Origin of the sequence: Kitasatospora sp. NPDC048407, assembly GCF_043200475.1 — a bacterium.
Classification (GTDB): Bacteria; Actinomycetota; Actinomycetes; order Streptomycetales; family Streptomycetaceae; genus Kitasatospora.
In genome coordinates, this window is the sequence record NZ_JBICXW010000021.1 from 79,753 (window position 1) to 100,555 (window position 20,803).

Consider the following 20,803-nt stretch of genomic DNA (forward strand, 5'->3'; position numbering starts at 1 on the left):
CGGACGCACCGACGCAACGGGCAGGCGACGAACGCGGCTTCGGAAGGATGCGGAATGAGCAACCTGGGCAAATATCAGGACATCGTGATGGAGGCGAAGCGCGCGGGCGGCGTCGACAAGTTGATCGAGATCATCGAGAAGAACGCTGCCGGCAAGAGCCACGCGAAGGGCGTCAAAGACGGCGCCGTCGGCACCGTGGCAGTGGCCGTCCTGATAGCCGGCGGAGCCGTCGCCAAGCGCGCCTGGAACCGCCGAAAGACCCGCCAGGCCGAAGAGGCCAAGGCACAACTGCGAACCATCGCCGAGTCCGGCTCACCTGACGGCTCCGGTCAGTAGAACCACTGACCCACCGGACCGGCCCTCAGCTCGCGAGGGCGCGTTCGATCCGCTCCCGCTGCCGTACCGCTCGCGGGTCGCGGTAGCCGGCCAGCAGGGCGAGCGCGGCGGTCCAGTGGCGGCGGGCGGCTTCCGTGTCGAGGCCGTGCAGGGCGTGGGCCAGTCCGTCGAGGCTGCGGGATTCGTGCCAGGGGTCGCCGAGTTCGTGGTGGGTGGTGGCGGCGCGGCGGAAGAAGGCGGCGGCCTCGTCGGGGCGGTCGAGGTGGAGTTTGGTCTGTCCGGCGCCATGCCAGGCGAGGGCCTCACGGCTGCGGTCGCCGAGACGGCGGTACAGGACGGCGGAGCGGTGGTAGGAGTCGAGCGCTTCGGCGTACTGGCCGACGGCCTGCTGGCTGTCGCCGAGGGTGATCAGCCAGAACGCCTCCAGCCGGTGGTTGCGCAGGGCGAGTGCGATCTCGACCGCGTCCCGAGCCGCCGCCAACGCGCCGACCAGATCGCCCTGTTCGCGCAGGATCTCGCCGAGCAGGCGCAGGGCGTTGCCCTCCGCGCGTCGGTCGCCCGAGGCGCGGTGTGCGGCGAGGACCTGCTCGGCGGCGGCCCGGGCCGGTTCGGGCCGCCCGGCGTGGTGGTGGGTACCGGCCAGGTTGGCGAGCACGGTGGTCTCCCAGTGGGTCTCGCCGAGCTGCCGGAACGTGGCGATGGCCTGGTCGAAGTGGGCGGCCGCTTCGTCGAGTTGACGCCGCCGCAGGTGGCCCAGGCCGAGCAGGTTCAGCGCATGGGCCTCGTTGCCGCGGTCGCCCAGCTCGCGGAAGAGCGCGAGGGCGTCACGGTGGTGCGCCTCGGCGGCGTCGAGGCGGTTGACCCGGGTGTGGGCTATCCCGAGGTCGATGAGCAGCAGGGCCTTCGCGGACCGGTCCTGCAACCGGTCGGCCGCTGCCAGGCCGAGGCGGCCGGCCGGAATCCAGTCGGCACCCGGCGCGGAGGGGGCGGGCGCGTTGAAGAGTGCGGCGGCCAACTGCCAGGTCGGGCGGTCGAGTCCGGCCGCGGCAGCGGCGCCGACGGCGTGCAGGAGGTTGGTCCGGTCCCGCTCGGCCCAATCGGCGGCGGCGTTGTGGTCGGCGAAGGTCAGCGGCTGCACACCGTCCGCCGGCGGATCGAGCGGGAGCCGGGCCTCGGCCGGGCTCAGCCACTGCTGGGCGGCGTCGGCGGTGTGCAGGTACCAGTCGAGCACCCGCCGGAGCGCGTCCTGTCGCTGCGCGGGCGACTCCTCCTGCTGGGCCTGGTCGGTGGCGTAGGCGCGCAGCAGGTCGTGGAACTGGTACCGGTCGGGGGCGGTCTGTTCGACGAGGTGCGCGCCGACCAGGGTGTCCAGGAGCTGCCGGGCCCGAGCGGTGGTCAGTTCGGCCAGCGCGGCGGCGGCGTGCAGCCCGAACTCCGGCCCCGGGTGCAGGCCCAGCCGCCGGAACAGCCGGGCAGCCGGCTCGGGCAGGGCGCGGTAGGACCAGGCGAAGACGGTGCGGACGGCGTCGCTCTCCTCCTCGTCGCCGACGCTCAGCACGTCCCACAGCGCGGATTCGTCCCGCAGGTCGGCGATCAGGTCGTCCAGCCCCAGATGCGGCAGGCTGGCGGCGCGCTCGGCCGCGATCCGCAGGGCGAGCGGGAGTTGGGCGCACAGCCGGGCGAGTTCGGCGAGTTCGGCGGGGTCGTCCGCCGACCGGTGGTCGGCGGTGACGGCACGCAGCAACGCGACGGCCTCAGGCTCGGGGAGGGTGCCCAGGGTGAGGCGCCGGGCACCGTCGCGCACGGCGAGCCCGGACAGTCGGCTGCGGCTGGTGACGATCACCAGGCAGCCCGCGCTGCCGGGCAGCAACGGCCGGACCTGGGCGACAGTGGCGGCATTGTCCAGCACCACCAGCACCTGGCGGTCGGCCAGCAGGGACCGGTAGAGCGCGGCAGCGGCGTCCTGGTCCGGCGGGACGGACGCGGCGGGAACACCGAGCGAGACCAGGAACCGGTCCAGTGCCTCGCGGGCGGTGACGGGCCGCCCGGGGTCGTAGCCGCGCAGGTTGACGTACAGCTGCCCGTCCGGGAACCGGTCCCGCGCCCGGTGGGCCCAACGCAGCGCGAGCGAGGTCTTCCCGGCCCCGGCGGTACCCGCGATGACACACACCGGTGCGTCGTGGCCGGCCAATACCGCGTCCAGCTCGCGCAGTTCCGCGGTCCGGTTGACGAATCCCCGGACGTCCGCCGGGAGTTGGCGTGGCGTGGGGGCAACGCGCTCGGGCTCCGAGAGGCCGTGCAGGTGGATACCGCCACTCACCGTCCCCACCTGGACGGCCTGGTGCGCGTTCCCCGACAGCTCGTTGTGCGACCCGCCGCCGCTGTGCCCGTCGATCGTCTACACCTCCTCCGTGCGAGGCGGCGCCAGGGGTGCCACTTCGCGGGCGAACCAGGACGCAACATCCTCCCCTCGGCGGTACAGCGACTGGATGAACTCCTGCCATTCGTCGACGGGTTCGGGGCCGGTCCAACGGATCGCGCCGTCCGGCGTACCCGTTGCCGTGTACAGCACCTGGTACAGGGTGCGGCCGCCGAGCACCACGATCTCGGGCAGCGGCCCGGAGTCCTCCGCCAACTCCTCGGCCGGCACGATCCGCACGCGCTCCCCGCACTCGGCGCGCATCCGCAGCGAGTGCAGCTCCCATTGCAGGTAGCCGGTCAGCGGCCGCTCGACCACTCGGACCCGGTGGAAGAACGATCCGCGCTCCTCGTCCTCCCGCCCGATCGCCTCCAGCGCGCCGCGCCGCTCCTCCAACAGCCGCAGCGCGCCCGCCCAGTCGCCACGCCGCAGCGCGTCCCGGCTCGGGCTGTTCTGCTCCTCGAAGTACTGGCGCCGTTCGAGCTTCCAGGAGTCCCGCCCCCGGATCTCCGCATCCCGTTCCCGGAAGTCTCGCCGATACTCCTCCCTGGTGAGCCGGCACCCGTTCTCGGGGTTCAGCGCCGGGGCGCGAAGCTCAGGCATCCGGGATGTCCGGCTTCGCGGCAGCGAGCATCGCACCGGGGATGACGACCAGGCGTTCGCCCTCGCCGACCCGGACGCCTTCGGGCAGCCGGCCGCGATAGGCCTCGGTCACGTCCGCGCCGATGACGGCGACGTCGCCGTTGGCGAGTTGCCAGATGTCCGGGCATTCGTCGCGGCCGTCGGAAGAGCCCAGCTCTGCGGCCGACTTCCCCAGCCGCCTGGCGAACGGTGCGGACAGGTCAACGTGCCATGCGTTGCTCATGCTTGTCTCCTCCGCTGACACAACACCGGCCCATCACCCTATCGCTGACCGTCCGTCAGCACACGATGCCTGCGCGTGCCATTCGCTTGGCCGGTCCGTCATGCCTACGGCGCCGGGAAGCAGCCGTTCGTGCCCGCGCCCGTCAGCAGGGTGCCGATGGCGAGGGCGGTGGCGGCGATGCCGAGGGTGACGGCGGCGAGGCGGAGGAGTTCGGGGTCTTCGAGGTGGCGACGGATGCCGCGGGAGAGGAGGCCGGTGATGGCGCCGGCGGCGGTCAGGAGGGCGAAGCAGAGGGGGGTGAAGAGGAGGAGGGTGGTGCGGCTGCCGGGGTCGAGGTGGGTGGCGCAGCCCATCCAGTTGTGGGCAATGGTGCGGACGGTGACCACCGTGGTGGCGGCGGCGAGGGCCGTGCCCAGGGTGGCGGTGGCGGGGCGTCCCAGCAGGTTCACGGTGTGTCTCCTTCGCGGGGCCGCGCCCGTCGCGCCCGCCCGCCAGGACGGACGGGCTGCGCGGCGGGGCGGTTGCACCCGGCGGAAGGTCAGAAGACGGCGGTGAAGGCGGCCATCCGGCTGTCGTCGAGTTCGGGGCGGAGTCGGCCGCCGCGGGCGAGGGTGGCCATGCCGTGGAGGGTGGACCAGGCGAGTTCGGTGTAGCCGGCGGGGTCGAGGCCGGCGGCGGTGGCGCTCGCGGTGGCGGGGTCGGCGATGGCGGCGAAGGCTTCGTGCAGGGCGGCGGGTGCGTCGGGGGTGCCGAAGGGCAGGGGGTTGGCCATGGTGAAGATGGCGTCGTAGAGGGCGGGGTTGGCGGCGGCGAACGCCAGGTACGCGCGGGCGACGGCGGCGAACGCGGCCCGGGGGTCGTCCAATTCGGCGGCTGCGGCGCGGAGTTGGACGGCGAGTTCGGCGCAGCCCTCGACGGCGACGGCGGCGACGATCGCGTCCTTGCCGGCGAAGTGGCTGTACAGGACGGGCTGGCTGTATTCGATGCGTTCGGCGAGACGGCGGGTGGTGACGGCGTCCCAGCCTTCGGTCTCGGCGAGTTCGCGGGCGGCCCGGACGATCAGCTGTTCGCGTTCGGCGCGTTCGCGCGCCCTGCGTTCCTTGATAGCCATGCCCGAAACCCTAGCAGCGCTAGACAACTGACGGACCGCCGGTCTAGCGTTGTTCACATCGCTAGCGCCGCTAACAGGCAGGCAGCGCAGCCCACTTCACGAGCAAGCCAGGGGGAACCACCATGTCCGCAACCACCATCAGCACGAGGGTCCACGTCGCCACCGTCGGCACGGTGCTGCTCGGCCTGTTCCCGCTCTGGTTCGGCCTCAGCTACATCCTCGCCCCGGAGTCCACCGCCCCGAGCTTCGGCCTCCCGGCGTGGCCGCACGGCGACGCGGCGATGTTCCTGATCACCAAGGGCATCCGCGACGTGGTCTCCGGCCTCGTCCCGCTGGCGCTGCTGCTGCTCGGGCAGCGCCGGGCCTCGGGCTGGGCGATGCTGGTCACGGCGCTCGTCCCGATCGGCGACGCGACCACCATCCTGACCCACCACGGCAGCGCCCTGACCGCGTTCACGATCCACTTCGCGACGGCCGCGGTCATGATCGCCGTCGCCGCCCTGGTCCTGACCGAGCGCAAGACCAAGTGACGAACCCTCAGCCGTCCGCCCAGTCGCCGCCCGCGAGGAACGCCTCCAGGGCGGCGCGGTGCGGCCCGGGGTCGATGCGTTCGGCGGCGAGCCACTGGGCGGAGTAGTACTTGTCGAGGTAGCGGTCGCCGGGGTCGCAGATCAGGGTGACGACGCTGCCGGTGCGGCCGTCGGCGCGCATCTCGGCGACGATCTTGAGCGCGCTGTACAGGCCGGTGCCGGTGGAGGCGCCGGCCTTCTTGCCGAGGACGGCCTCCAGCAGGTGGATGGCGGCGACGGACGCGGCGTCGGGGACGCGCATCATCCGGTCGATCGCGCCGGGCACGAAGGACGGTTCCATCCGGGGGCGGCCGATGCCCTCGATCCGGGAGGAGGTGGAGACGGTGGCGTCGGGGTCGCGGTGCACCCAGCCGTCGAAGAAGCAGGAGTTCTCCGGGTCGGCGACGCAGATCCGGGTGTCGTACTGCATGTAGTGCACGTACCGGGCGATGGTGGCGGAGGTGCCGCCGGTGCCGGCGGTGGCGACGATCCAGGCGGGTTCGGGGTGCGGTTCCATCCGGAGCTGGGCGAAGACGGATTCGGCGATGTTGTTGTTGCCGCGCCAGTCGGTGGCCCGCTCGGCGTAGGTGAACTGGTCGATGTAGTGGCCGCCGGTCTCGGCGGCGAGGCCGGCGGCGGCCTCGTACACCTCGCAGGCGTTGTCGACCAGGTGGCAGCGGCCTCCGTGGAACTCGATCAGTTCGATCTTGGCGCGGCTGGTGGAGCGGGCCATCACGGCGATGAACGGGACGCCGATCAGCTGCGCGAAGTACGCCTCGGAGACGGCGGTGGAGCCGCTGGACGCCTCGATGACGGGCTTGCCGGGGCGGATCCAGCCGTTGCACAGGGCGTACAGGAACAGCGAGCGGGCGAGGCGGTGCTTGAGGCTGCCGGTGGGGTGGGTGGACTCGTCCTTCAGGTACAGGTCGATGCCCCACTCGGCGGGCAGCGGGAAGCGCAGCAGGTGGGTGTCGGCGGAGCGGTTGGCGTCGGCCTGGACGCGGCGGACCGCCTCCTTCAGCCAGGCCCGGTACTCGGGGTCGGACCGGTCCACATCCAGAGTGGGAACACTCGTCGCGGTCATCGCACTCTCCTCGCATCCGCCGGATACCCACTTACTGTAACAGGCAACTACGATAAGTGACGATTACGGCGGCCCCAGCTTCCACTTATGGGGAAACCGGGGCCGCCGCGTACGAAACGATCAACTCCGAAGCCGGCGACGGGTCATGAGGCGGCCACCGCCCCCAGAATGTCCAACCGGGCGGCCCGGGCGGCGGGCCGCAGTCCGGCCAGCGCCCCGGCCGCCAGGCCGACCAGCGCGACGATCGCGAGCCGCCCGGCGGGCAGCGCGAACGAGCCGGTGCCGGCGCTGTCCGCGGCCCGGGTGAGCGCCCAGCCGAGCAGCGCGCCCAGCGCCAGCCCGCCGGCCGTGCCGAACGCGGCGACCAGCACCGACTCCCAGCGCACCATGGCCCGCAGCTGGGCCCGGGTCTGGCCGACGGCCCTCAGCAGGCCGAGTTCGCGGATGCGTTCGTGGACGGCCAGGGTGAGCGTGTTGGCGATGCCGAGCAGGGCGATCAGCACGGCGAGCGCGAGCAGGGCGTAGACCACGGAGAGCATCATGTCGACGCCGGAGGCGGAGCTCGCGGCGTACTCGGCGCGGGTCTGCACCTGCGGGTTGCCGTAGGAGTCGGCCACCCGGGCGATCGCGGCCTTTCCGGCGTCCAGGCTCACGCCGGGCTTCAGCGCGACGGCGACCAGGCTGTCGGAGTCCTGGACGCGGTGCGGCTGCCAGGCCGCACGGCTGATCAGGTAGTCGCCGGTGACGCCCCCGCCGCGGTACAGGGCGCGGACGGTGAAGGTGGCGGGGCCGTCGGCGAACCGCATCGGGACGGCGGTTCCGAGCTGCCAGCCGCGGGCGGCGGCCTCGGTGCGGGAGACGGCGAGGCCGTCGGTGCCGAGGTCGGCGAGCGAGCCGTCGATCCGTCCGAGGTCGGTGACCTGCGTCAGCTGGGCGGGGTCGGCGACGTCCAACTGCTTGCCGTGGCCGTCGACTTGGGCGACTCCCCGGCCGAGGCCGGCGGCCGCGCGGACCTCCGGCAGGGCGGCCAGCGCCGGCGCCAGCTTCGGGGAGACGCCGCTGCCGCCGGCCCCGGCGGCGGGGGCGGTGACGGCGAGGTCGCCGGCGAAGGACCGGGAGACGGTGTCGTCCAGGGTGGCCTGCACGGAGGCGCCGAACACGGTGAACAGGGTGACCACGGCGACGCCGACCATCAGCGCGCTGGCGGTGGCTGCGGTCCGCTTGGGGTTGCGGGCGGCGTTGCGGCGGGCCAGCGCGCCGGTGACGCCGCGCAGCCGGGCCAGCGGCGCGCCGAGCACCCGGACGGCGAACGCGGCGGCAACGGGGCCGAGCACCACGGTGCCCAGCAGCAGGGCGAGCGCGCCGCCGACGGTCAGCGCCAGCGACGGTCCGCGGGTCGCGCCGAGGATCAGCGCGGGCAGTCCACCGGCCACCAGCAGCGCGCCAACAGCCACACGCACCAGGGCACTTCGTCCGGTGGCGGCCTCGTCCACAGCGGTGTCGCGCAGCGCGGCGAGCGGGGCGGTGCGGGCGGCCCGCAGGGCGGGGGCGAGTGCGGAGCCGGCCGCGACCAGGGTGCCGACCAGCAGCGGCAGGACGATGGTGGCGGCCTTGATGACGGTGCCGCCGGTGGGCAGGGTGAAGCCGATCGCCGCGAACAGCGCCTTGAGGCCGGCGGCGACGCCGAAGCCGCCGAGCAGGCCGAGCGCGGAGGCCAGCAGTCCGATCGCGAGTGCTTCGCCGAGGGTGGTGCCGAGCACCTGTCGGCGGCTCGCGCCGAGGGCGCGCAGCAGGGCGTTCTCGCGGGTGCGCTGGGCGGTGACGATGGCGAAGGTGTTGTGGATGGTGAAGGTGGCGACCAGCAGGGCGATGCCGGCGAACACCAGCAGCAGGGTGGTGAACAGTCCGAGGAAGCGTCCGGAGACGTCCGCCGTTGACTGCGCGGTGGCGTCCGCGCCGGTCAGCGCCTCGACGCCGCCGGGCAGCAACGGCCTTACGCGGTCCACCAGTTGGCGCTGGCCCAGGCTGTCGGACCGGAGCCGGATGCTGGAGACCTGGCCGCTGCCCTTGGGTGTCAGGTTGGCCTGGGCGTCGGCGAGGGTGAGGGCGGTGAAGGTGCTGGGGCCCATGCCGTCGGCGTCGGCGCCGAAGGTGGCGATGCCGACCACGGTGATCCGCACCGGGTCGGGGGTGCGCAGCACGGTGGTGTCGCCGACGTGCAGGTGGCCGGTCTTGGCGGCGCCCCGGTTGATCACGGCTTCGCCGGGGGCGGCGGGGGCGCGGCCTTCGGCGAGCCGGTAGGGGTTGAGTTTCGGGTCGGTGATCCAGTTGCCGGCCCAGGTGGGCGGGCCCTGGCCGCCGATCGGTTTGCCGTCGGCGCCGATGAGCTGGCCTGCGCCCTGGACGGACCCTTCGGCGGCGCTCACACCCGGAATGGCGCGCAGTTTGGCCGTCAGCGAGTCGTCGAGGGGGGCGCGGACGCCGCCGGGGACGCCGGTGGCGTCGAGCGAGTCGGCGCTGCGGACGACGGCGTCGGTGCCGGCGTTGGCGTCGGCGAACAGGGTGTCGAAGTTGGCGCGCAGGGTGTCGCCGAGGACCATCGTGCCGGTCAGGAAGGCGACGCCGAGGACGATCGACAGCACGGTGCCGGCCAGGCGACGGCGGTGGGCGAGCAGTGAGCGCGCCCCGATCCGGACGCTCGCGTTCACCGGGTGCCCGCCTCGGCCCGGCGGCCGTCGAAGGCCTTCATCCGGTCCAGGACCCGTTCGGCGCTGGGCTGTTGCATGGTGTCGACGAGGCGGCCGTCGGCGAGGAACAGCACGGTGTCGGCGTACGCGGCGGCGGCCGGGTCGTGGGTGACCATCACCACCGACTGGTGCATGGTGTCGACGGCGGAGCGCAGCAGGCCGAGGACTTCGCCGCCGCTGCGGGAGTCCAGGTTGCCGGTGGGCTCGTCGGCGAACACCACCTGCGGGCGTCCGGCGAGGGCCCGGGCGACGGCGACGCGCTGCTGCTGGCCGCCGGAGAGCTGGCTGGGGCGGTGGTGCAGGCGGTCGCCGAGGCCGACCACCTCGATCAGGGTGTCCAGCCAGTCGGGGTCGGGCGCGGTGGCGCCGAGGTCGAGCGGCAGGGTGATGTTCTCCCGCACGGTCAGGGTCGGCACCAGGTTGAACGCCTGGAAGACGAAGCCGATCCGTTCCCGGCGCAGCAGTGTCAGTTCCCGGTCGCCGAGCGCGGACAGTTCGGTGTCGCCGAGCCAGGCGCGGCCGCCGCTGAGCGTGTCGAGGCCGGCCGCGCAGTGCATGAGTGTCGATTTGCCGGAGCCGGAGGGGCCCATCACGGCGGTGAACCGGGCGGCGGCGAACTCGACGCTCACCCCGTCCAGGGCCCGCACCCGGGTCTCCCCCGCGCCGTACTCCTTCACGGCCTGCTCGACCCGGGCGGCGGCGCTCATCGCTTCACCCCCGCTCATCGCTTCACCCCCGGCGTGTCCTGGCCCTCGGTCAGGACGGCGCGGCGCTCCCGGTACTCCTCGGCGTCGATCTCGCCCTGTGCGTAGCGCCGCCCCAGCACCGCGAGCGGGGCGTGCTCGAAGGAGCCGCCGCCCCACCAGCCGCGGCGCCGCCACACCACCCGGCGCAGCACCAGCACCACGAGCACCACGACCAGCAGCCAGAAGAACGGGAACACCAGCACCCACGGCCCGGGCCAGTGCCCGTATCCATCGGCCAGCAGTCCGACCATCGGAACTCACCTCCTGGAGAGCGGGCCGGGATCCCCGGCCACCCCTCCACCGTCCCGCCGCGGCCACCCCCGCCGCGTCCCCCACCGGGCGGCACCCCCGCTACTCCCGGGGGACTACCCCAGCCAGCCGGGCCGGACCAGGCCCGATTCGTAGGCGGCGACGACGAGTTGGGCGCGGTCGCGGACGCCGAGTTTGACCATGGTGCGGCTGACGTGGGTCTTCGCGGTGAGCGGGCTGACCACCAGGCGGCGGGCGATGTCCTCGTTGGTGAGGCCGAGTCCGACCAGGGCGAGCACTTCGCGTTCGCGTTCGGTGAGGACGTCGAGGCGGGCGGTGGACGGTTCCTTGGAGCGGGCGGCGAACTCGCCGATCAGGCGGCGGGTGACGCCCGGGGAGAGCAGCGCGTCGCCGGACGCGGCGACCCGGACGGCGCGCAGCAGTTCGCCGGGTTCGGTGTCCTTGACCAGGAAGCCCGCAGCGCCGGCCCGTAGCGCCTCGAAGACGTACTCGTCGAGTTCGAAGGTGGTCAGCACGACCACCCGCACGGCCGTCAGTTCGGGGTCGGCGCAGATCCGGCGGGTCGCGGCGAGGCCGTCCAGCCGGGGCATCCGGATGTCCATCAGGACGACGTCGGGGCGCAGTTCGGCGGCCCGGGCGACGGCCTGTTCGCCGTCGTCGGCCTCGCCGACCACCTCGAGGTCGTCCTGGGCGTCCAGCAGGGCCCGGAATCCGGCCCGGACCAGCCGCTGGTCGTCGGCGAGCAGCACCTTGATCACGCTTCGACTCCGTTCGTGACGAGCGGCAGCCGGGCCCGGACCTGCCAGCCGCCGGTGCCGTGCGGGCCGGCGTCCACGGTGCCGCCGAACGCGGCGGCGCGTTCGCGCATGCCGATCAGGCCGGTGCCGCTGCCGCCCGCGTCGCCGCCGCCGGGCGGCCCGGGGTCGGTGACGGTCAGCTCCAACCCGTCCGGCTTCCACGAGAGTTGAACATCAGCGGTGCGGGCGGTGGAGTGCCGCAGCACGTTGGTCAGCGCCTCCTGGACGATCCGGAACGCGGCGAGTCCGAGGCCCGCGCCGAGCGGGCCGGCCCGGCCCTCGGTGCGGACGGTGACGGCGAGGCCCGCGTGGCCGGCCTGCGCGACCAGTTCGTCCAGCCGTTCCAGGCCGGGGGCGGGGGTGCGCGGCGCGGCGGCCCCGGGGGTGCGCAGCGTGCCGAGCACCTGGCGGACTTCGCCGAGTGCCTCCTTGCTGGTCGCCTTGATGGTGGTGAGAGCGTCCCTGGCCTGCTCGGGGCGGGCGTCCAGCAGTTCCAGGGCGACGCCCGCCTGGAGGTGGATCAGCGAGATCGAGTGCGCCAGGATGTCGTGCAACTCCCGTGCCATCCGCAGCCGTTCCTCGTCGCTGCGGCGCGCCCGGGCCTCCTCCTCGGCGGCCCGCACGGCGGCGATCTGCTCGCGCCGGAACCGGGCCAGTTCGGCGCCGACGAAGACCAGCAGCAGCCAGGCGGTGACGCCGAGCTCCTGCCAGCCCACCGCCTCGCGGGCCGGCGCCCGCAGCCAGGACGCCGGTACGACGTAGCTCAGCAGCAGGTGCAGCAGGTAGAACGCGCCGGCGCTCAGCCAGGCGGCCCGTCGCCGGCCGCGCTGCACGGCCGAGAAGAACGCCACCACCAGCGCCACGAAGGCCGGCCCGTACGGGTATCCGGCCCACAGGTAGGCCGCGGTCACGGCCGCCACGGCGGCGACGGTGAACGCCGGGTACCGCGCCCGCAGCACCAGCAGCGCCGGGCCGAGCGCCAGCAGCAGGTAGCCCCAGGCGTCCAGCGGCAGCCGCGCGCTCTGGTGCCGGGCGGCGACCGTCGTCCCGGCCACCTGGACCACCGTCACCACGACGGCGGCCGCCACCGGCCATCCCGCCTTGCCGGCCCGCACCCAGACGGGCACCCACGGCTGCCGAACTTCTCCCATACCGGAAGGCTAGCGGCGCCTCCGGCCTGCACCATCGGCCCCACGGAGCAGACACACCTACTCCCGCCGCAGTACGGGGCTGTCACCCAGCGCGACGGCGTTGGTACGGTCGGTGCCGTCCGCGACCGCACAGGAACGAGAAGAGGCCCCATGCGTGCCACCCTCCGCCGAGCCGTCATCCCCGCGGCCGGCCTCGGCTCCCGGCTGCTCCCGCTCACCAAGGCCACCCCGAAGGAGATGCTGCCGGTCGGCGACCGGCCGGTGATCGAGCACACGGTGCGGGAGTTGATCGACTCCGGCATCACCGACATCACCATCGTGGTGTCCGGCGACAAGTCGCTGATCCAGGACCACTTCCGCCCCAACCCGTCGCTGGTCGCCCAGCTGCGCGCGGCCGGCAAGGACGCCTACGCCGACGCGGTGGAGGACGTCGCGGACCTGTCCCGGCGCGGCCACATCACCTACCTGTTCCAGCACGGCCCGTACGGCAACGGCACCCCGGTGCTGAACGCGGCCCGCGACTTCGGCGACGAGCCGTTCCTGGTGCTGTGGCCGGACGACGTGTTCGTGTCCCAGGTGCCGCGCGCCCGCCAGTTGATGGCCGCGCACGAGAAGACCAGCGCCCCGGTGCTCGCACTGATGCCGATGGACCCGGCCGAGTCGCACCGCTACGGCGTCCCGGTGGTCAAGGAGGACCTGGGCGACGGCGCGCTGCGGATCACCGGCCTGGTGGAGAAGCCCGACCCGGCCGTCGCCCCGTCGCACTACGCGGCGATCGGCGGCTACGTGCTGACGCCCGGCGTGGTGGACGAACTGCGCGAGCAGCACCGGCGGTTCCGGGCCGACCCGGTCGGCGAGCTGTACCTCACCGACGCGCTGAACGCGTACGCGTCCCGCCGCGCCGTGTACGGCCAGGTCATCGAGGGCCGCTGGTACGACACCGGCAACCCGCACGCCTATCTGCTCGCCCAGTTCGCCCACGCCCTCGCGCACCCGGACTACGGCCCGCCCCTGCTCGACCTGGCCCGCACCCACCTCGGCCCCGACGCCGGCTGAACCACCGCCGGGGCGAGGGACTTTCAGGGGATGCGCACCGCCCGGCCGGTGACCCGCACCCGGGTGTCCTCGGCGGCCAGTTCGACGGTCAGCAGGCCGGGCCGGCCGAGGTCCTCGCCCTGGTGCAGCGTCAGCCGGGCGGCGCCCAACTGCCGCAGGTGGCGCAGGTAGGCGCCGAACGCGGCGGCGGCCGCGCCGGTCGCCGGGTCCTCCACGATGCCGCCGACCGGGAACGGGTCGCGGACGTGGAAGGTGGTGGCGTCCTGCTCCCAGACCAGCTGAAGGGTCACCAGGTCGAGTCGGCGCATCAGCGCGGCCAGCGCGTCGAAGTCGTAGTCGAGGTCGGCCAGCCGGGCCCTGGTCGCGGCGGCCAGCACCAGGTGCCGGGCGCCGGCGTACGCGATCATCGGCGGCAGCGTCCCGTCGAGTTCCTCCGCCCGCCAGCCGAGCGCGTCGAGCGCCTCCAGGACGTCCTCCGGGGCGATCTCCTCGACGTACGGCGGAACACTCGTCAACGTCGCCGTGAACTCTCCGGACCCGGTGCGCGCCACCTCGACCGGCACCGGACCGGCCTTGGTCTCGAACAACAGCTCGCCGGGGCCGATTCGTTCACCCAGCGCCACCGCCGCGGCGATGGTGGCGTGCCCGCAGAACGGCACCTCCGTCAGCGGGCTGAAGTAGCGCACGGTGCGGGTGCGCGGCTGGTCGGGCACCTCGGTGAGGAACGCCGTCTCCGAGTAGCCGAGTTCGGCGGCGAGGGCCAGTTGCCGCTCGTCGCTCAGCGCGGAGGCGTCCAGCACCACACCGGCGGGGTTGCCGCCGGCGGGGTCGGCGGTGAAGGCGGCGTAGCGCAGCGGCTCGGCGGGATCGGCCTGGGTGTTGTCGCTCATGCCCCGTGAACGGGCGGGCGGGCGCACCGATTCCCGGAGGCGGTCACCGTGCGCGAATCCCGTGCGGCTCCCGGGCGCTGGCCGGAGCGGCCCCCCGGAACGTACGTGCGGGGATCAACGCTAGACTGCCGCATCCGGCTCTCATAACCGTATCGAGGATAGAAGAAACATGGCTGAGGCCCACCCGAAGGTTGTTGTGGTTGTTCCGACGTACAACGAGCGGGAGAACCTCCCGATCCTGGTAGGTCGGTTGGGCGAGCTCGGCATGCCGAACCTGCACGTTCTGGTAGTGGACGACAATTCCCCCGACGGCACGGGCGACGTCGCGGACAAGCTGGGCGCCGAGTCGGGCGGCACGCTCACCGTGCTGCACCGCACCGACAAGGACGGCCTGGGCCGGGCCTACATCGCGGGCATGACGCAGGCGCTGGAGAACGGCGCCGACATCGTGATCCAGATGGACGCCGACCTGTCGCACCCGCACACCGCGATCCCCGCGATGGTGGAGAAGCTCACCACCACCGACGCCTCCGTCGTGCTGGGCTCGCGCTACGTCCCCGGCGGCTCCACCGCGTCCGAGTGGCCGTGGCACCGCAAGGCGCTGTCCGCCTGGGCGAACTTCTACGTCAACGCGATCCTGCGCCTGAAGGTCAAGGACGCCACCGCGGGCTTCAAGGCCTGGGAGGCGCAGGCGCTGCGCAAGGTCGACCTGCAGTCCGTGCGTTCCAACGGCTACTCGTTCCAGGTCGAGATGAACTACCGCGTGGTCCAGCGCGGCATGCGCATCGCCGAGGTGCCGATCCGCTTCGAGGAGCGGGTCGAGGGCATGTCGAAGATGAGCCTGGGCGTGCAGCTGGAATCGGCGGTCGCCCCTTGGAAGCTCCGCTTCGGCAAGTGACGTTCCAGTAGTGCGCCGGACGGCGCGGGTTGACTTTCCGTCAGCCCGCGCCGTTCGCGTTTCCGGATGCCTTCAGGGGGTTGCCACGGCCTGCGGGTCCTCCAGGTAGGGCTCCCAGGCGAGTTCGGCGGCCCCGACCAGCCCGGCGTGCACGACCTGTGCGGGGACGATCGGCACCCGTCCGCTGCGCCCCCACAGGCAGCGTTCGGCGACCACGGCGGCGAGCCGGTCGGGGGCGGCCGCCAGCAGCTCCTGGTGCAGGCCGCTGAGCACGATCCGGTCGGGGTTGAGGATGTTGACCAGCCCGGCCAGGCCCAGGCCGAGGCGCTCCACCAGGTGGTCGACGGCGTCGGCGGCCTCCGGGTCGTGGGCCAGTTCGCGGGCCTGCGCGAGCAGCGGCCTGCCCGGGTCGGGGCGGCGCTTGGCGGCGGCGAACAGCGCGTCGGTGTCGGTCTCGGCGTTCAGGCAGCCGCGGTTGCCGCACGGGCAGGGCCGGCCGAGCGGGTCGACGGTGAGGTGGCCGACCTCCAGGGCGAGGCCCGAACTGCCGGTGTGCAGGCGGCCGTCGAGGACCAGCGCGCCGCCGACGCCGCGATGCCCGGAGGTGACCAGCAGCAGGTGCCGGGCGCCCTGGCCGGCGCCGTGCCGGTGTTCGGCGAGCGCGGCCAGGTTGGCGTCATTGGCGACGGCGGTCGGGAGCGCGGTACGGGCGCGCGGCCCGAGGTCCGCGCCGGCCACCTGTTCGGCGAACAGCTCGGCGACGGGGGTGCCGGACGGCCAGTCGAAGTGCAGCGCGGCCAGCGCGGTGCCGTCGGGCTCGGTGACGGGGTTGGGCAGCGCGAGGGCGAAGCCGAGCACCCGGCGGCGGCTGCCCCGGGCCAGCTGCGCGCCCGCCTCGGCGGCCGCGCCGAGCAGACGGGCGGGCGAGGTGTCGGCGGGCAGCGGCAGGTGGACGGCCTCCAGCAGCCGGCCGCCGAGGCCCGCGAGCGCGGCGGAGACGCCGTCGGCGTGCAGCTGGGCGGCGAGCACGGCGGGGCCGGGGTCGGCGATCGCGAGCCGGTGCGAGGGGCGGCCTCGGCCGCCGCCGGCCGGGCGGGAGTCGACGCTGATCAGGCCGAGCGCCTCGAGTTCGGCGGTGACCGCGCCAGCGGTGGCGCGGGTGACGTCGAGGGCGCCGGTGAGCGCGGAGCGGGTGGGGGCCTGGCCGGTGTGGATCAGGCGCAGCGCCGGGCCGAGCAGGGTACGGCCGCGGTCGGGGGCGGTGCGGCGCGGGGTGCTCACGGCGGGGCTCCGGTTCGGGCTTGAAGGTGTGTGCGGCACTCCCCTATTCTGACTTTGTGCCGCTACTGAACAAAACAGAAGCCCGCTCCTCCTCCGTTGGCTCTCCGTCCGGCCGCAGCTCGACCTGGTCGGCGACACGCCTCGCCCTCACCGCCTTCTTCGCCGTCGACGGCTTCCTGTTCGCCGCCTGGGTGGTCCGCATCCCCGACGTCCGCGCCCAGGTCTCCGCCACCCACAGCGCACTGGGCCTCGCCCTGCTCTGCATCTCGGCCGGCGCGGTCGCCACCATGGCCCTGGTCGGCCGGCTCTGTCTGCGCTTCGGCTCCCGCCCCGTCACCGTCGCCGCCCTCGGCGTCCTCTCCCTCGCCGTCGCCCTGCCCGCACACACCCACTCCGTGCTCGCCCTCGGCGCCGTCCTGCTGCTGTTCGGCGCCGGATACGGCGCCGCCAACGTGGCGATGAACAGCGCCGCCGTCGACCTGGTCGCCGAACTCCGACGGCCCGTCATGCCGAGCTTCCACGCCGGCTACAGCCTCGGCGGACTGCTCGGCGCCGGCGCCGGCGGCCTGCTCGCCGGCTCCGTGAGCACCGCCTGGTCGCTCGCCCTGGCCGGCGCCCTCGGCCTGGCCGTCACCGCCATCGCCGGCACCGCCCTGCTCCGCGCCCCGGCCGCCCGCCCGCGCCCCGCCTCCGCCCCTTCCGCCTCCCCCTCCCGTCAGCTCGGCCGTGCCCGCCTGCTCGTCCTGCTCCTCGGCCTCACCGCCCTGTGCGACGCGTACGGCGAGGGCGCACTCGCCGACTGGGCCACCCTCCACCTCACCGACGACGTCCACGCGAGCGCCGCCCTGGCCGCCGCCGGCTACGCGGCCTTCGCCTTCGCCATGACGGCGGGCCGCCTCTCCGGCACCTGGCTCACCGAACGCCTCGGCCCCACCCGGGTCGTCCTCTTCGGCGGCCTCGCCGCCGGCGCGGGCATGACCACCGCCGCCCTCGCCCCGTCCGTCCCCGCCGCCCTGGCCGGCTTCGTCCTGGTCGGCCTCGGCCTGGCCAACATCTTCCCCCTCGCCATCGCCCGGGCCGGCGCCGCGGCCGGCCCCCAGGGCGTCGCCACCGCCTCCACCCTCGGCTACGCCGGCATGCTCCTCGGCCCCCCGGTCATCGGCTTCCTCGCCGACGCCACCTCCCTCCCCCTCGCCCTCCTCACCGTCGCCACCACCTCCGCCGTCGCCGGCCTCCTCTCCCTCACCACCCGCCACCACCGCACCCCCTGACGGCCCGGAACTTCAGGCCGCCACACCCAGCTCGGAGCGGCTCCGTCGCAGAAAGTCCCTGACAGCGGGCTCCCGCTGCCAGGGGCCGAGGGCGGCGTCGAACTCGCGGACGTAGTCCAGGGCCCGGGCGGATCGCACCGCGCCGAGGACGTCGACGGCGCGGTGGCCGAGGGAGCGGCAACGGTGCCTGGGCCGGATGCCTGCCCCGGACGCCGCCGCACTGCGCCCCCTACTGGGCATCGCCGTCCTCCCCGCGGACGTGGACGCGCTCGACGGGCTGTTCGCCGGTGAACTGTCCGGCCCCGAACGCGTCGCGGCCACCGTCACCCTGGTGCGGGCCCTGCACACCGCGGCCGCCGACGGCGTCCCGGATCCGGCGCTGGTGGACCAGATGTGCGCCCTGGCCGTCGCAGTCGACCGGGTCGGCAAGGTCTTCGACCTGCTGGCGGCCGTGTCGGAGGGCCGCTGGGCAGACTGGCGCGGCCGGGCGGCGCTTGCTCGATGCCCACCGCGCCTCCGCCTGAGGCAGTTTCGGCTCATCTCGCGGCCCGGACGAAGATGGCAGCGAGAGCGGGTCGCCACCGTCCCTCTCGTGTCAACAGGCCGCGGCGGCGAGGCCCAGCAGTTCCGAGATCCGTGCGTAGGTGTCCGGTCGGCCGTCGGCCAGCACGGTGGCGATGCCCAGCTCCTGCGCCGGCGGCAGGTTCGCCGGGTGGTCGTCGACGAAGACGCAGGCTTCGGCGGGCAGGCCCATCCGGTCGAGCACCAGCCGGTAGATGGCGGGGTCGGGTTTGGCGAGGCCTTCGAGTTCGGAGATCACGGTCACGTCGAACAAGTCCCGGACCCCGCACGCCGCGTAGGGGTCGAACGGGTCGAGGCCGAAGCTGTTGGACAGCATCGCCACGGTGCGGCCGGCCTCCCGGGCCGCCGCAGCCAGTTCGATCATCTCGGTGGCCGGCGAGACACGTTTCCAGGCCCGGCCCATGAGGTTCTCGTGCTCGGTGAGTCCCAGGATCGGTGCGGTCAGCCGGTTCCACTCGGACTGGCTCAGCCGGCCGACCTCGAGTTCGGCGTACAGCTCCTTCACCACCGGGTGGGTGGTGAGCGTCCGGCGCCAGGCGTCCGCGTCCAGCCCCTGGCTCAGGCTCCACCGGCGGAGCATCGGCGCCGGGTCGGGTGTCAGCACGCCCACGAAGTCCAGGATCAGGCCTCGGCACGCCGCTGGGGCACCGGTGTCGGGCATGGCCGTCCTTCCGCTCGAAGCCACCCGTCACCGTACTGGGCCCGCACCTGCGGGAGAAGTGGACAGGCGGCCCGCACGCCCCCACGCGCACGGACCGCCGTCCCGTCAAATGGGCCCCGGTCAGGGCTTTGTGGAGCCGCGTGACGCTCTGCAGCGCGCCCTTCGGGTCGAGCTTCACCACGTACTGGTTGCCGTGGCAGCGACCCAAGATCCACGAGGGAGCATCCTGCCCCACTCGACAGCACTCACCACACCGATCCGGCCCTGCCGGTTGCCGGTGTTGTCCACCTGTGACAGTCGTTGCAGCCCGTGCCACCCACCGGAGTCAGCTCCCGGCCCCGGCCCGCCCGTTCACATCCGACGGTTAAGCCTCGGGGGCGGCGCTCTCGCCGGGCAGGCGGAGGTCCCAGCCGACCAGGGCGCGGAGCTGTTCGGCGGTGACGCCGTCGGGGACGGGGCGGGGGGCCTCGTGGCGGATGGGGGGCTGCCAGCCGGCTTCCGGGTCCCAGGTGCGGACCTGGCGGGCGGGGGCGCCGGCCACCACCGCGAAGTCGGGGACCTCGCCGGAGACCACGGAGTTGGCGGCGACCACCACGTTGCGGCCGAGCCGGGCGCCGGGCAGGATCACCGCGCCGGTGCCGATCCAGGAGCCGGCGCCGATCGAGACGGGCTCGTTGCGCGGCCACTGCTTGCCGATCGGCAGTTCGGTGTCGCGGTACTCGTGCGCCTGGTCGGTGATGTAGACGTTCGGGCCGGTCCACACGTCGTCACCGAGCACGATCTGCTGGTGCCCGACGATGTGGCTGCCGCGGCCGATCACGCAGCCGCCGCCGATCCGGACGATCGGCTCGGGGCCGAGGTCGAGCCCGGGCAGGAAGCCGGCCGAGATGGTGACGCGTTCGCCGATGATGGAGAACGGGCCGATGGTGATCCACTGTTCGTTGAACACGGTGCCGAGCGGGAACGCCAGCTTGGTGCCGTCACCGAGCTCCCCGAACCGGTACGGCCCGGGGTTGCGGTTGCTGACGGCGCCGGCGTCCTGTACCCAGCGCCAGCCGCGGTGCACCGCGCGCCCGGCCGCCCGGCGCGACCTCTCGCGGACGGACCCCAGCAGCGCGCGGACGATCGACATGCGCTCACCGTATCGGCCGGTGGCGGCCCGCGACGGGCAACGGGACCAAACTCACACCGGCCGGTAACTTGCGCCGAAAATCCAGCTCGGCGCACCCGGCCGACTCAGCCCGGCCAGAAGGCTCAGCGCACCCAGCGCGCCGGCCGCTTCTCCAGGAACGCCCGCATGCCCTCCTGCGCCTCCTCGGAGCCGAACAGCCGCGCGGACTGGGCGACCAGCTCCTCGGTGTGCCGCTCGAAGGACTCCCGGACGGCGGCGTTGGCAAGGTACTTGGACTCCGCGAGGCCCTGCGGCGAGCACAGCCGCAGCGCGTCCAGGATGGTCTTCAGCGCGGCGCCGGTGTCGTCGGCGGCCTCGGTGACCAGGCCGATCCTGGCGGCCTCGGCGGCGTCGAAGGTCTCGCCGGTGAGGTAGTAGCGGGCGGCGGCGCGCGGCTCCAGCTTGGGGCGCAGCGGCAGCGAGATGACGGCGGGGGCGAGGCCGAGGCGGGCCTCGGTGAAGGCGAAGGTGCAGTCGGGTCCGGCGACGGCGAGGTCGCAGGCACCGACCAGGCCGAGTCCGCCGGCCCGGACGTGGCCGTCGAGGCGGGCGATGACGGGCTTGGGGCAGTCGACGATGGCGCGTTGCAGGGCGACCAGGCCGCGCGGTCCGACGGTGGGGTCGTCGCCGGTGGCCTCGGAGAGGTCGGCGCCGGCGCAGAACACCCGCCCGGTGTGGCCGAGGACGACGGCGCGGACGTCGGGGTCGGCGGCGGCATCGGCGAGGCCCCGGGTGAGTTCGGCCATCAGCCGGGTGGAGAGCGCGTTGCGGTTGTGCGGGGAGTCGAGTTCGAGGGTGGCGACGGCGTCGGCGGTGCTGCGGCGCAGGAGGGGCGCTTCGCTGGTCATCTGGGCTGGTCTGCCTTCCGGCTGAGGGTGGGTCGGACGGTATCCGCCTG

The 20,803-nt window shown here is 73.8% G+C and carries 22 protein-coding genes; 5 read left to right on the forward strand and 17 right to left on the reverse strand.

Annotation, left to right across the window (positions count from 1 at the left end; genetic code table 11):
* Positions 1-54: 54 nt before the first annotated feature.
* Positions 55-336 carry a hypothetical protein gene (locus ACGFWJ_RS29720; protein WP_387648567.1) on the forward strand — a complete coding sequence of 94 codons (282 nt, stop codon included), beginning with the start codon at positions 55-57 and terminating at the stop codon, positions 334-336.
* 25 nt (positions 337-361) lie between these two features.
* Here ACGFWJ_RS29720 and ACGFWJ_RS29725 read toward each other — a convergent pair whose 3' ends face one another.
* The 5 genes from ACGFWJ_RS29725 to ACGFWJ_RS29745 all read right to left on the reverse strand — a co-directional run bounded on the left by ACGFWJ_RS29725 (position 362) and on the right by ACGFWJ_RS29745 (position 4,731).
* Entirely contained in the window at positions 362-2,656 is a 2,295-nt protein-coding gene (locus tag ACGFWJ_RS29725; protein WP_392955063.1) for an ATP-binding protein, read from the reverse strand.
* A 78-nt stretch (positions 2,657-2,734) separates the two neighbouring features.
* Positions 2,735-3,358 (reverse strand): DUF6879 family protein, encoded by a 624-nt coding sequence (locus tag ACGFWJ_RS29730; protein ID WP_392955065.1) that lies wholly within the window; start codon positions 3,356-3,358, stop codon positions 2,735-2,737.
* Entirely contained in the window at positions 3,351-3,620 is a 270-nt protein-coding gene (locus ACGFWJ_RS29735) for a hypothetical protein (RefSeq protein WP_387867518.1), read from the reverse strand. The genes ACGFWJ_RS29730 and ACGFWJ_RS29735 overlap by 8 nt, the downstream gene beginning before the upstream one ends.
* A 104-nt stretch (positions 3,621-3,724) precedes the next feature.
* Positions 3,725-4,069, reverse strand: a complete 345-nt coding sequence (locus ACGFWJ_RS29740) for a hypothetical protein (RefSeq protein WP_392955067.1) — start codon at positions 4,067-4,069, stop codon at positions 3,725-3,727.
* An 89-nt stretch (positions 4,070-4,158) separates the two neighbouring features.
* The gene (locus ACGFWJ_RS29745; RefSeq protein WP_392955069.1) at positions 4,159-4,731 is read right to left on the reverse strand and encodes a TetR/AcrR family transcriptional regulator; all 573 of its coding nucleotides are present in this window, start codon (positions 4,729-4,731) and stop codon (positions 4,159-4,161) included.
* 122 nt (positions 4,732-4,853) lie between these two features.
* Between ACGFWJ_RS29745 and ACGFWJ_RS29750 the strand changes: the two genes are divergently transcribed.
* Positions 4,854-5,261 (forward strand): DUF4267 domain-containing protein, encoded by a 408-nt coding sequence (locus ACGFWJ_RS29750; RefSeq protein WP_387648583.1) that lies wholly within the window; start codon positions 4,854-4,856, stop codon positions 5,259-5,261.
* 7 nt (positions 5,262-5,268) lie between these two features.
* Here ACGFWJ_RS29750 and ACGFWJ_RS29755 read toward each other — a convergent pair whose 3' ends face one another.
* The 6 genes from ACGFWJ_RS29755 to ACGFWJ_RS29780 all read right to left on the reverse strand — a co-directional run bounded on the left by ACGFWJ_RS29755 (position 5,269) and on the right by ACGFWJ_RS29780 (position 12,095).
* On the reverse strand, positions 5,269-6,384 hold the full coding sequence (locus tag ACGFWJ_RS29755) for a PLP-dependent cysteine synthase family protein (RefSeq protein WP_387648585.1): 1,116 nt from the start codon (positions 6,382-6,384) through the stop codon (positions 5,269-5,271).
* A 143-nt stretch (positions 6,385-6,527) separates the two neighbouring features.
* Complete coding sequence (locus tag ACGFWJ_RS29760; protein ID WP_392955071.1) at positions 6,528-9,092, reverse strand: FtsX-like permease family protein; 2,565 nt, start codon at positions 9,090-9,092, stop codon at positions 6,528-6,530.
* Positions 9,089-9,856 carry an ABC transporter ATP-binding protein gene (locus ACGFWJ_RS29765; protein ID WP_392955073.1) on the reverse strand — a complete coding sequence of 256 codons (768 nt, stop codon included), beginning with the start codon at positions 9,854-9,856 and terminating at the stop codon, positions 9,089-9,091. The genes ACGFWJ_RS29760 and ACGFWJ_RS29765 overlap by 4 nt, the downstream gene beginning before the upstream one ends.
* Positions 9,853-10,128 carry an SHOCT domain-containing protein gene (locus tag ACGFWJ_RS29770; protein ID WP_387867532.1) on the reverse strand — a complete coding sequence of 92 codons (276 nt, stop codon included), beginning with the start codon at positions 10,126-10,128 and terminating at the stop codon, positions 9,853-9,855. Before ACGFWJ_RS29770 ends, ACGFWJ_RS29765 begins: the two co-directional genes overlap by 4 nt.
* Positions 10,129-10,242: 114 nt before the next feature.
* On the reverse strand, positions 10,243-10,905 hold the full coding sequence (locus ACGFWJ_RS29775) for a response regulator (protein ID WP_392955075.1): 663 nt from the start codon (positions 10,903-10,905) through the stop codon (positions 10,243-10,245).
* Positions 10,902-12,095: a sensor histidine kinase gene (locus tag ACGFWJ_RS29780; RefSeq protein WP_387867534.1), complete on the reverse strand. Its 1,194-nt coding sequence runs from the start codon at positions 12,093-12,095 to the stop codon at positions 10,902-10,904. Before ACGFWJ_RS29780 ends, ACGFWJ_RS29775 begins: the two co-directional genes overlap by 4 nt.
* 150 nt (positions 12,096-12,245) lie before the next feature.
* On the opposite strand from ACGFWJ_RS29780, the gene ACGFWJ_RS29785 reads away from it, so the two are divergent.
* Positions 12,246-13,151 (forward strand): UTP--glucose-1-phosphate uridylyltransferase, encoded by a 906-nt coding sequence (locus ACGFWJ_RS29785; RefSeq protein ID WP_392955078.1) that lies wholly within the window; start codon positions 12,246-12,248, stop codon positions 13,149-13,151.
* Positions 13,152-13,174: 23 nt separating this feature from the next.
* On the opposite strand, the gene ACGFWJ_RS29790 is transcribed toward ACGFWJ_RS29785, so the two are convergent.
* A complete protein-coding gene (locus ACGFWJ_RS29790) occupies positions 13,175-14,041 on the reverse strand; it encodes a PhzF family phenazine biosynthesis protein (protein ID WP_392955080.1) in 867 nt (288 codons plus the stop codon).
* 169 nt (positions 14,042-14,210) lie between these two features.
* On the opposite strand from ACGFWJ_RS29790, the gene ACGFWJ_RS29795 reads away from it, so the two are divergent.
* Positions 14,211-14,939 (forward strand): polyprenol monophosphomannose synthase, encoded by a 729-nt coding sequence (locus tag ACGFWJ_RS29795; RefSeq protein WP_387648604.1) that lies wholly within the window; start codon positions 14,211-14,213, stop codon positions 14,937-14,939.
* Between the two features lie 72 nt (positions 14,940-15,011).
* On the opposite strand, the gene ACGFWJ_RS29800 is transcribed toward ACGFWJ_RS29795, so the two are convergent.
* On the reverse strand, positions 15,012-16,220 hold the full coding sequence (locus tag ACGFWJ_RS29800) for an ROK family protein (protein WP_392955082.1): 1,209 nt from the start codon (positions 16,218-16,220) through the stop codon (positions 15,012-15,014).
* Between the two features lie 56 nt (positions 16,221-16,276).
* On the opposite strand from ACGFWJ_RS29800, the gene ACGFWJ_RS29805 reads away from it, so the two are divergent.
* A complete protein-coding gene (locus tag ACGFWJ_RS29805; protein WP_392955084.1) occupies positions 16,277-17,491 on the forward strand; it encodes an MFS transporter in 1,215 nt (404 codons plus the stop codon).
* 12 nt (positions 17,492-17,503) lie between these two features.
* Here the strand turns inward: ACGFWJ_RS29805 and ACGFWJ_RS29810 are convergent, their stop codons facing one another.
* The 4 genes from ACGFWJ_RS29810 to ACGFWJ_RS29825 all read right to left on the reverse strand — a co-directional run bounded on the left by ACGFWJ_RS29810 (position 17,504) and on the right by ACGFWJ_RS29825 (position 20,753).
* Positions 17,504-17,731 (reverse strand): hypothetical protein, encoded by a 228-nt coding sequence (locus ACGFWJ_RS29810; protein ID WP_392955086.1) that lies wholly within the window; start codon positions 17,729-17,731, stop codon positions 17,504-17,506.
* 355 nt (positions 17,732-18,086) lie between these two features.
* Complete coding sequence (locus tag ACGFWJ_RS29815) at positions 18,087-18,734, reverse strand: HAD family hydrolase (RefSeq protein WP_392955088.1); 648 nt, start codon at positions 18,732-18,734, stop codon at positions 18,087-18,089.
* 364 nt (positions 18,735-19,098) lie between these two features.
* On the reverse strand, positions 19,099-19,866 hold the full coding sequence (locus ACGFWJ_RS29820) for an acyltransferase (protein ID WP_387867554.1): 768 nt from the start codon (positions 19,864-19,866) through the stop codon (positions 19,099-19,101).
* 122 nt (positions 19,867-19,988) lie between these two features.
* Positions 19,989-20,753, reverse strand: a complete 765-nt coding sequence (locus ACGFWJ_RS29825) for an enoyl-CoA hydratase family protein (protein WP_392955090.1) — start codon at positions 20,751-20,753, stop codon at positions 19,989-19,991.
* Positions 20,754-20,803: the final 50 nt, after the last annotated feature.

What these genes read in the sequence shown, in the direction of transcription:
- ACGFWJ_RS29720 (WP_387648567.1), top strand. Translation starts at nt 55, where the DNA reads ATGAGCAACCTGGGCAAATATCAGGACATCGTGATGGAGGCGAAGCGC.
- ACGFWJ_RS29730 (WP_392955065.1), bottom strand. Translation starts at nt 3,358, where the DNA reads ATGCCTGAGCTTCGCGCCCCGGCGCTGAACCCCGAGAACGGGTGCCGG.
- ACGFWJ_RS29735 (WP_387867518.1), bottom strand. Translation starts at nt 3,620, where the DNA reads ATGAGCAACGCATGGCACGTTGACCTGTCCGCACCGTTCGCCAGGCGG.
- ACGFWJ_RS29745 (WP_392955069.1), bottom strand. Translation starts at nt 4,731, where the DNA reads ATGGCTATCAAGGAACGCAGGGCGCGCGAACGCGCCGAACGCGAACAG.
- ACGFWJ_RS29750 (WP_387648583.1), top strand. Translation starts at nt 4,854, where the DNA reads ATGTCCGCAACCACCATCAGCACGAGGGTCCACGTCGCCACCGTCGGC.
- ACGFWJ_RS29755 (WP_387648585.1), bottom strand. Translation starts at nt 6,384, where the DNA reads ATGACCGCGACGAGTGTTCCCACTCTGGATGTGGACCGGTCCGACCCC.
- ACGFWJ_RS29765 (WP_392955073.1), bottom strand. Translation starts at nt 9,856, where the DNA reads ATGAGCGGGGGTGAAGCGATGAGCGCCGCCGCCCGGGTCGAGCAGGCC.
- ACGFWJ_RS29770 (WP_387867532.1), bottom strand. Translation starts at nt 10,128, where the DNA reads ATGGTCGGACTGCTGGCCGATGGATACGGGCACTGGCCCGGGCCGTGG.
- ACGFWJ_RS29780 (WP_387867534.1), bottom strand. Translation starts at nt 12,095, where the DNA reads ATGGGAGAAGTTCGGCAGCCGTGGGTGCCCGTCTGGGTGCGGGCCGGC.
- ACGFWJ_RS29785 (WP_392955078.1), top strand. Translation starts at nt 12,246, where the DNA reads ATGCGTGCCACCCTCCGCCGAGCCGTCATCCCCGCGGCCGGCCTCGGC.
- ACGFWJ_RS29790 (WP_392955080.1), bottom strand. Translation starts at nt 14,041, where the DNA reads ATGAGCGACAACACCCAGGCCGATCCCGCCGAGCCGCTGCGCTACGCC.
- ACGFWJ_RS29795 (WP_387648604.1), top strand. Translation starts at nt 14,211, where the DNA reads ATGGCTGAGGCCCACCCGAAGGTTGTTGTGGTTGTTCCGACGTACAAC.
- ACGFWJ_RS29810 (WP_392955086.1), bottom strand. Translation starts at nt 17,731, where the DNA reads ATGCCCAGTAGGGGGCGCAGTGCGGCGGCGTCCGGGGCAGGCATCCGG.
- ACGFWJ_RS29815 (WP_392955088.1), bottom strand. Translation starts at nt 18,734, where the DNA reads ATGCCCGACACCGGTGCCCCAGCGGCGTGCCGAGGCCTGATCCTGGAC.
- ACGFWJ_RS29820 (WP_387867554.1), bottom strand. Translation starts at nt 19,866, where the DNA reads ATGTCGATCGTCCGCGCGCTGCTGGGGTCCGTCCGCGAGAGGTCGCGC.
- ACGFWJ_RS29825 (WP_392955090.1), bottom strand. Translation starts at nt 20,753, where the DNA reads ATGACCAGCGAAGCGCCCCTCCTGCGCCGCAGCACCGCCGACGCCGTC.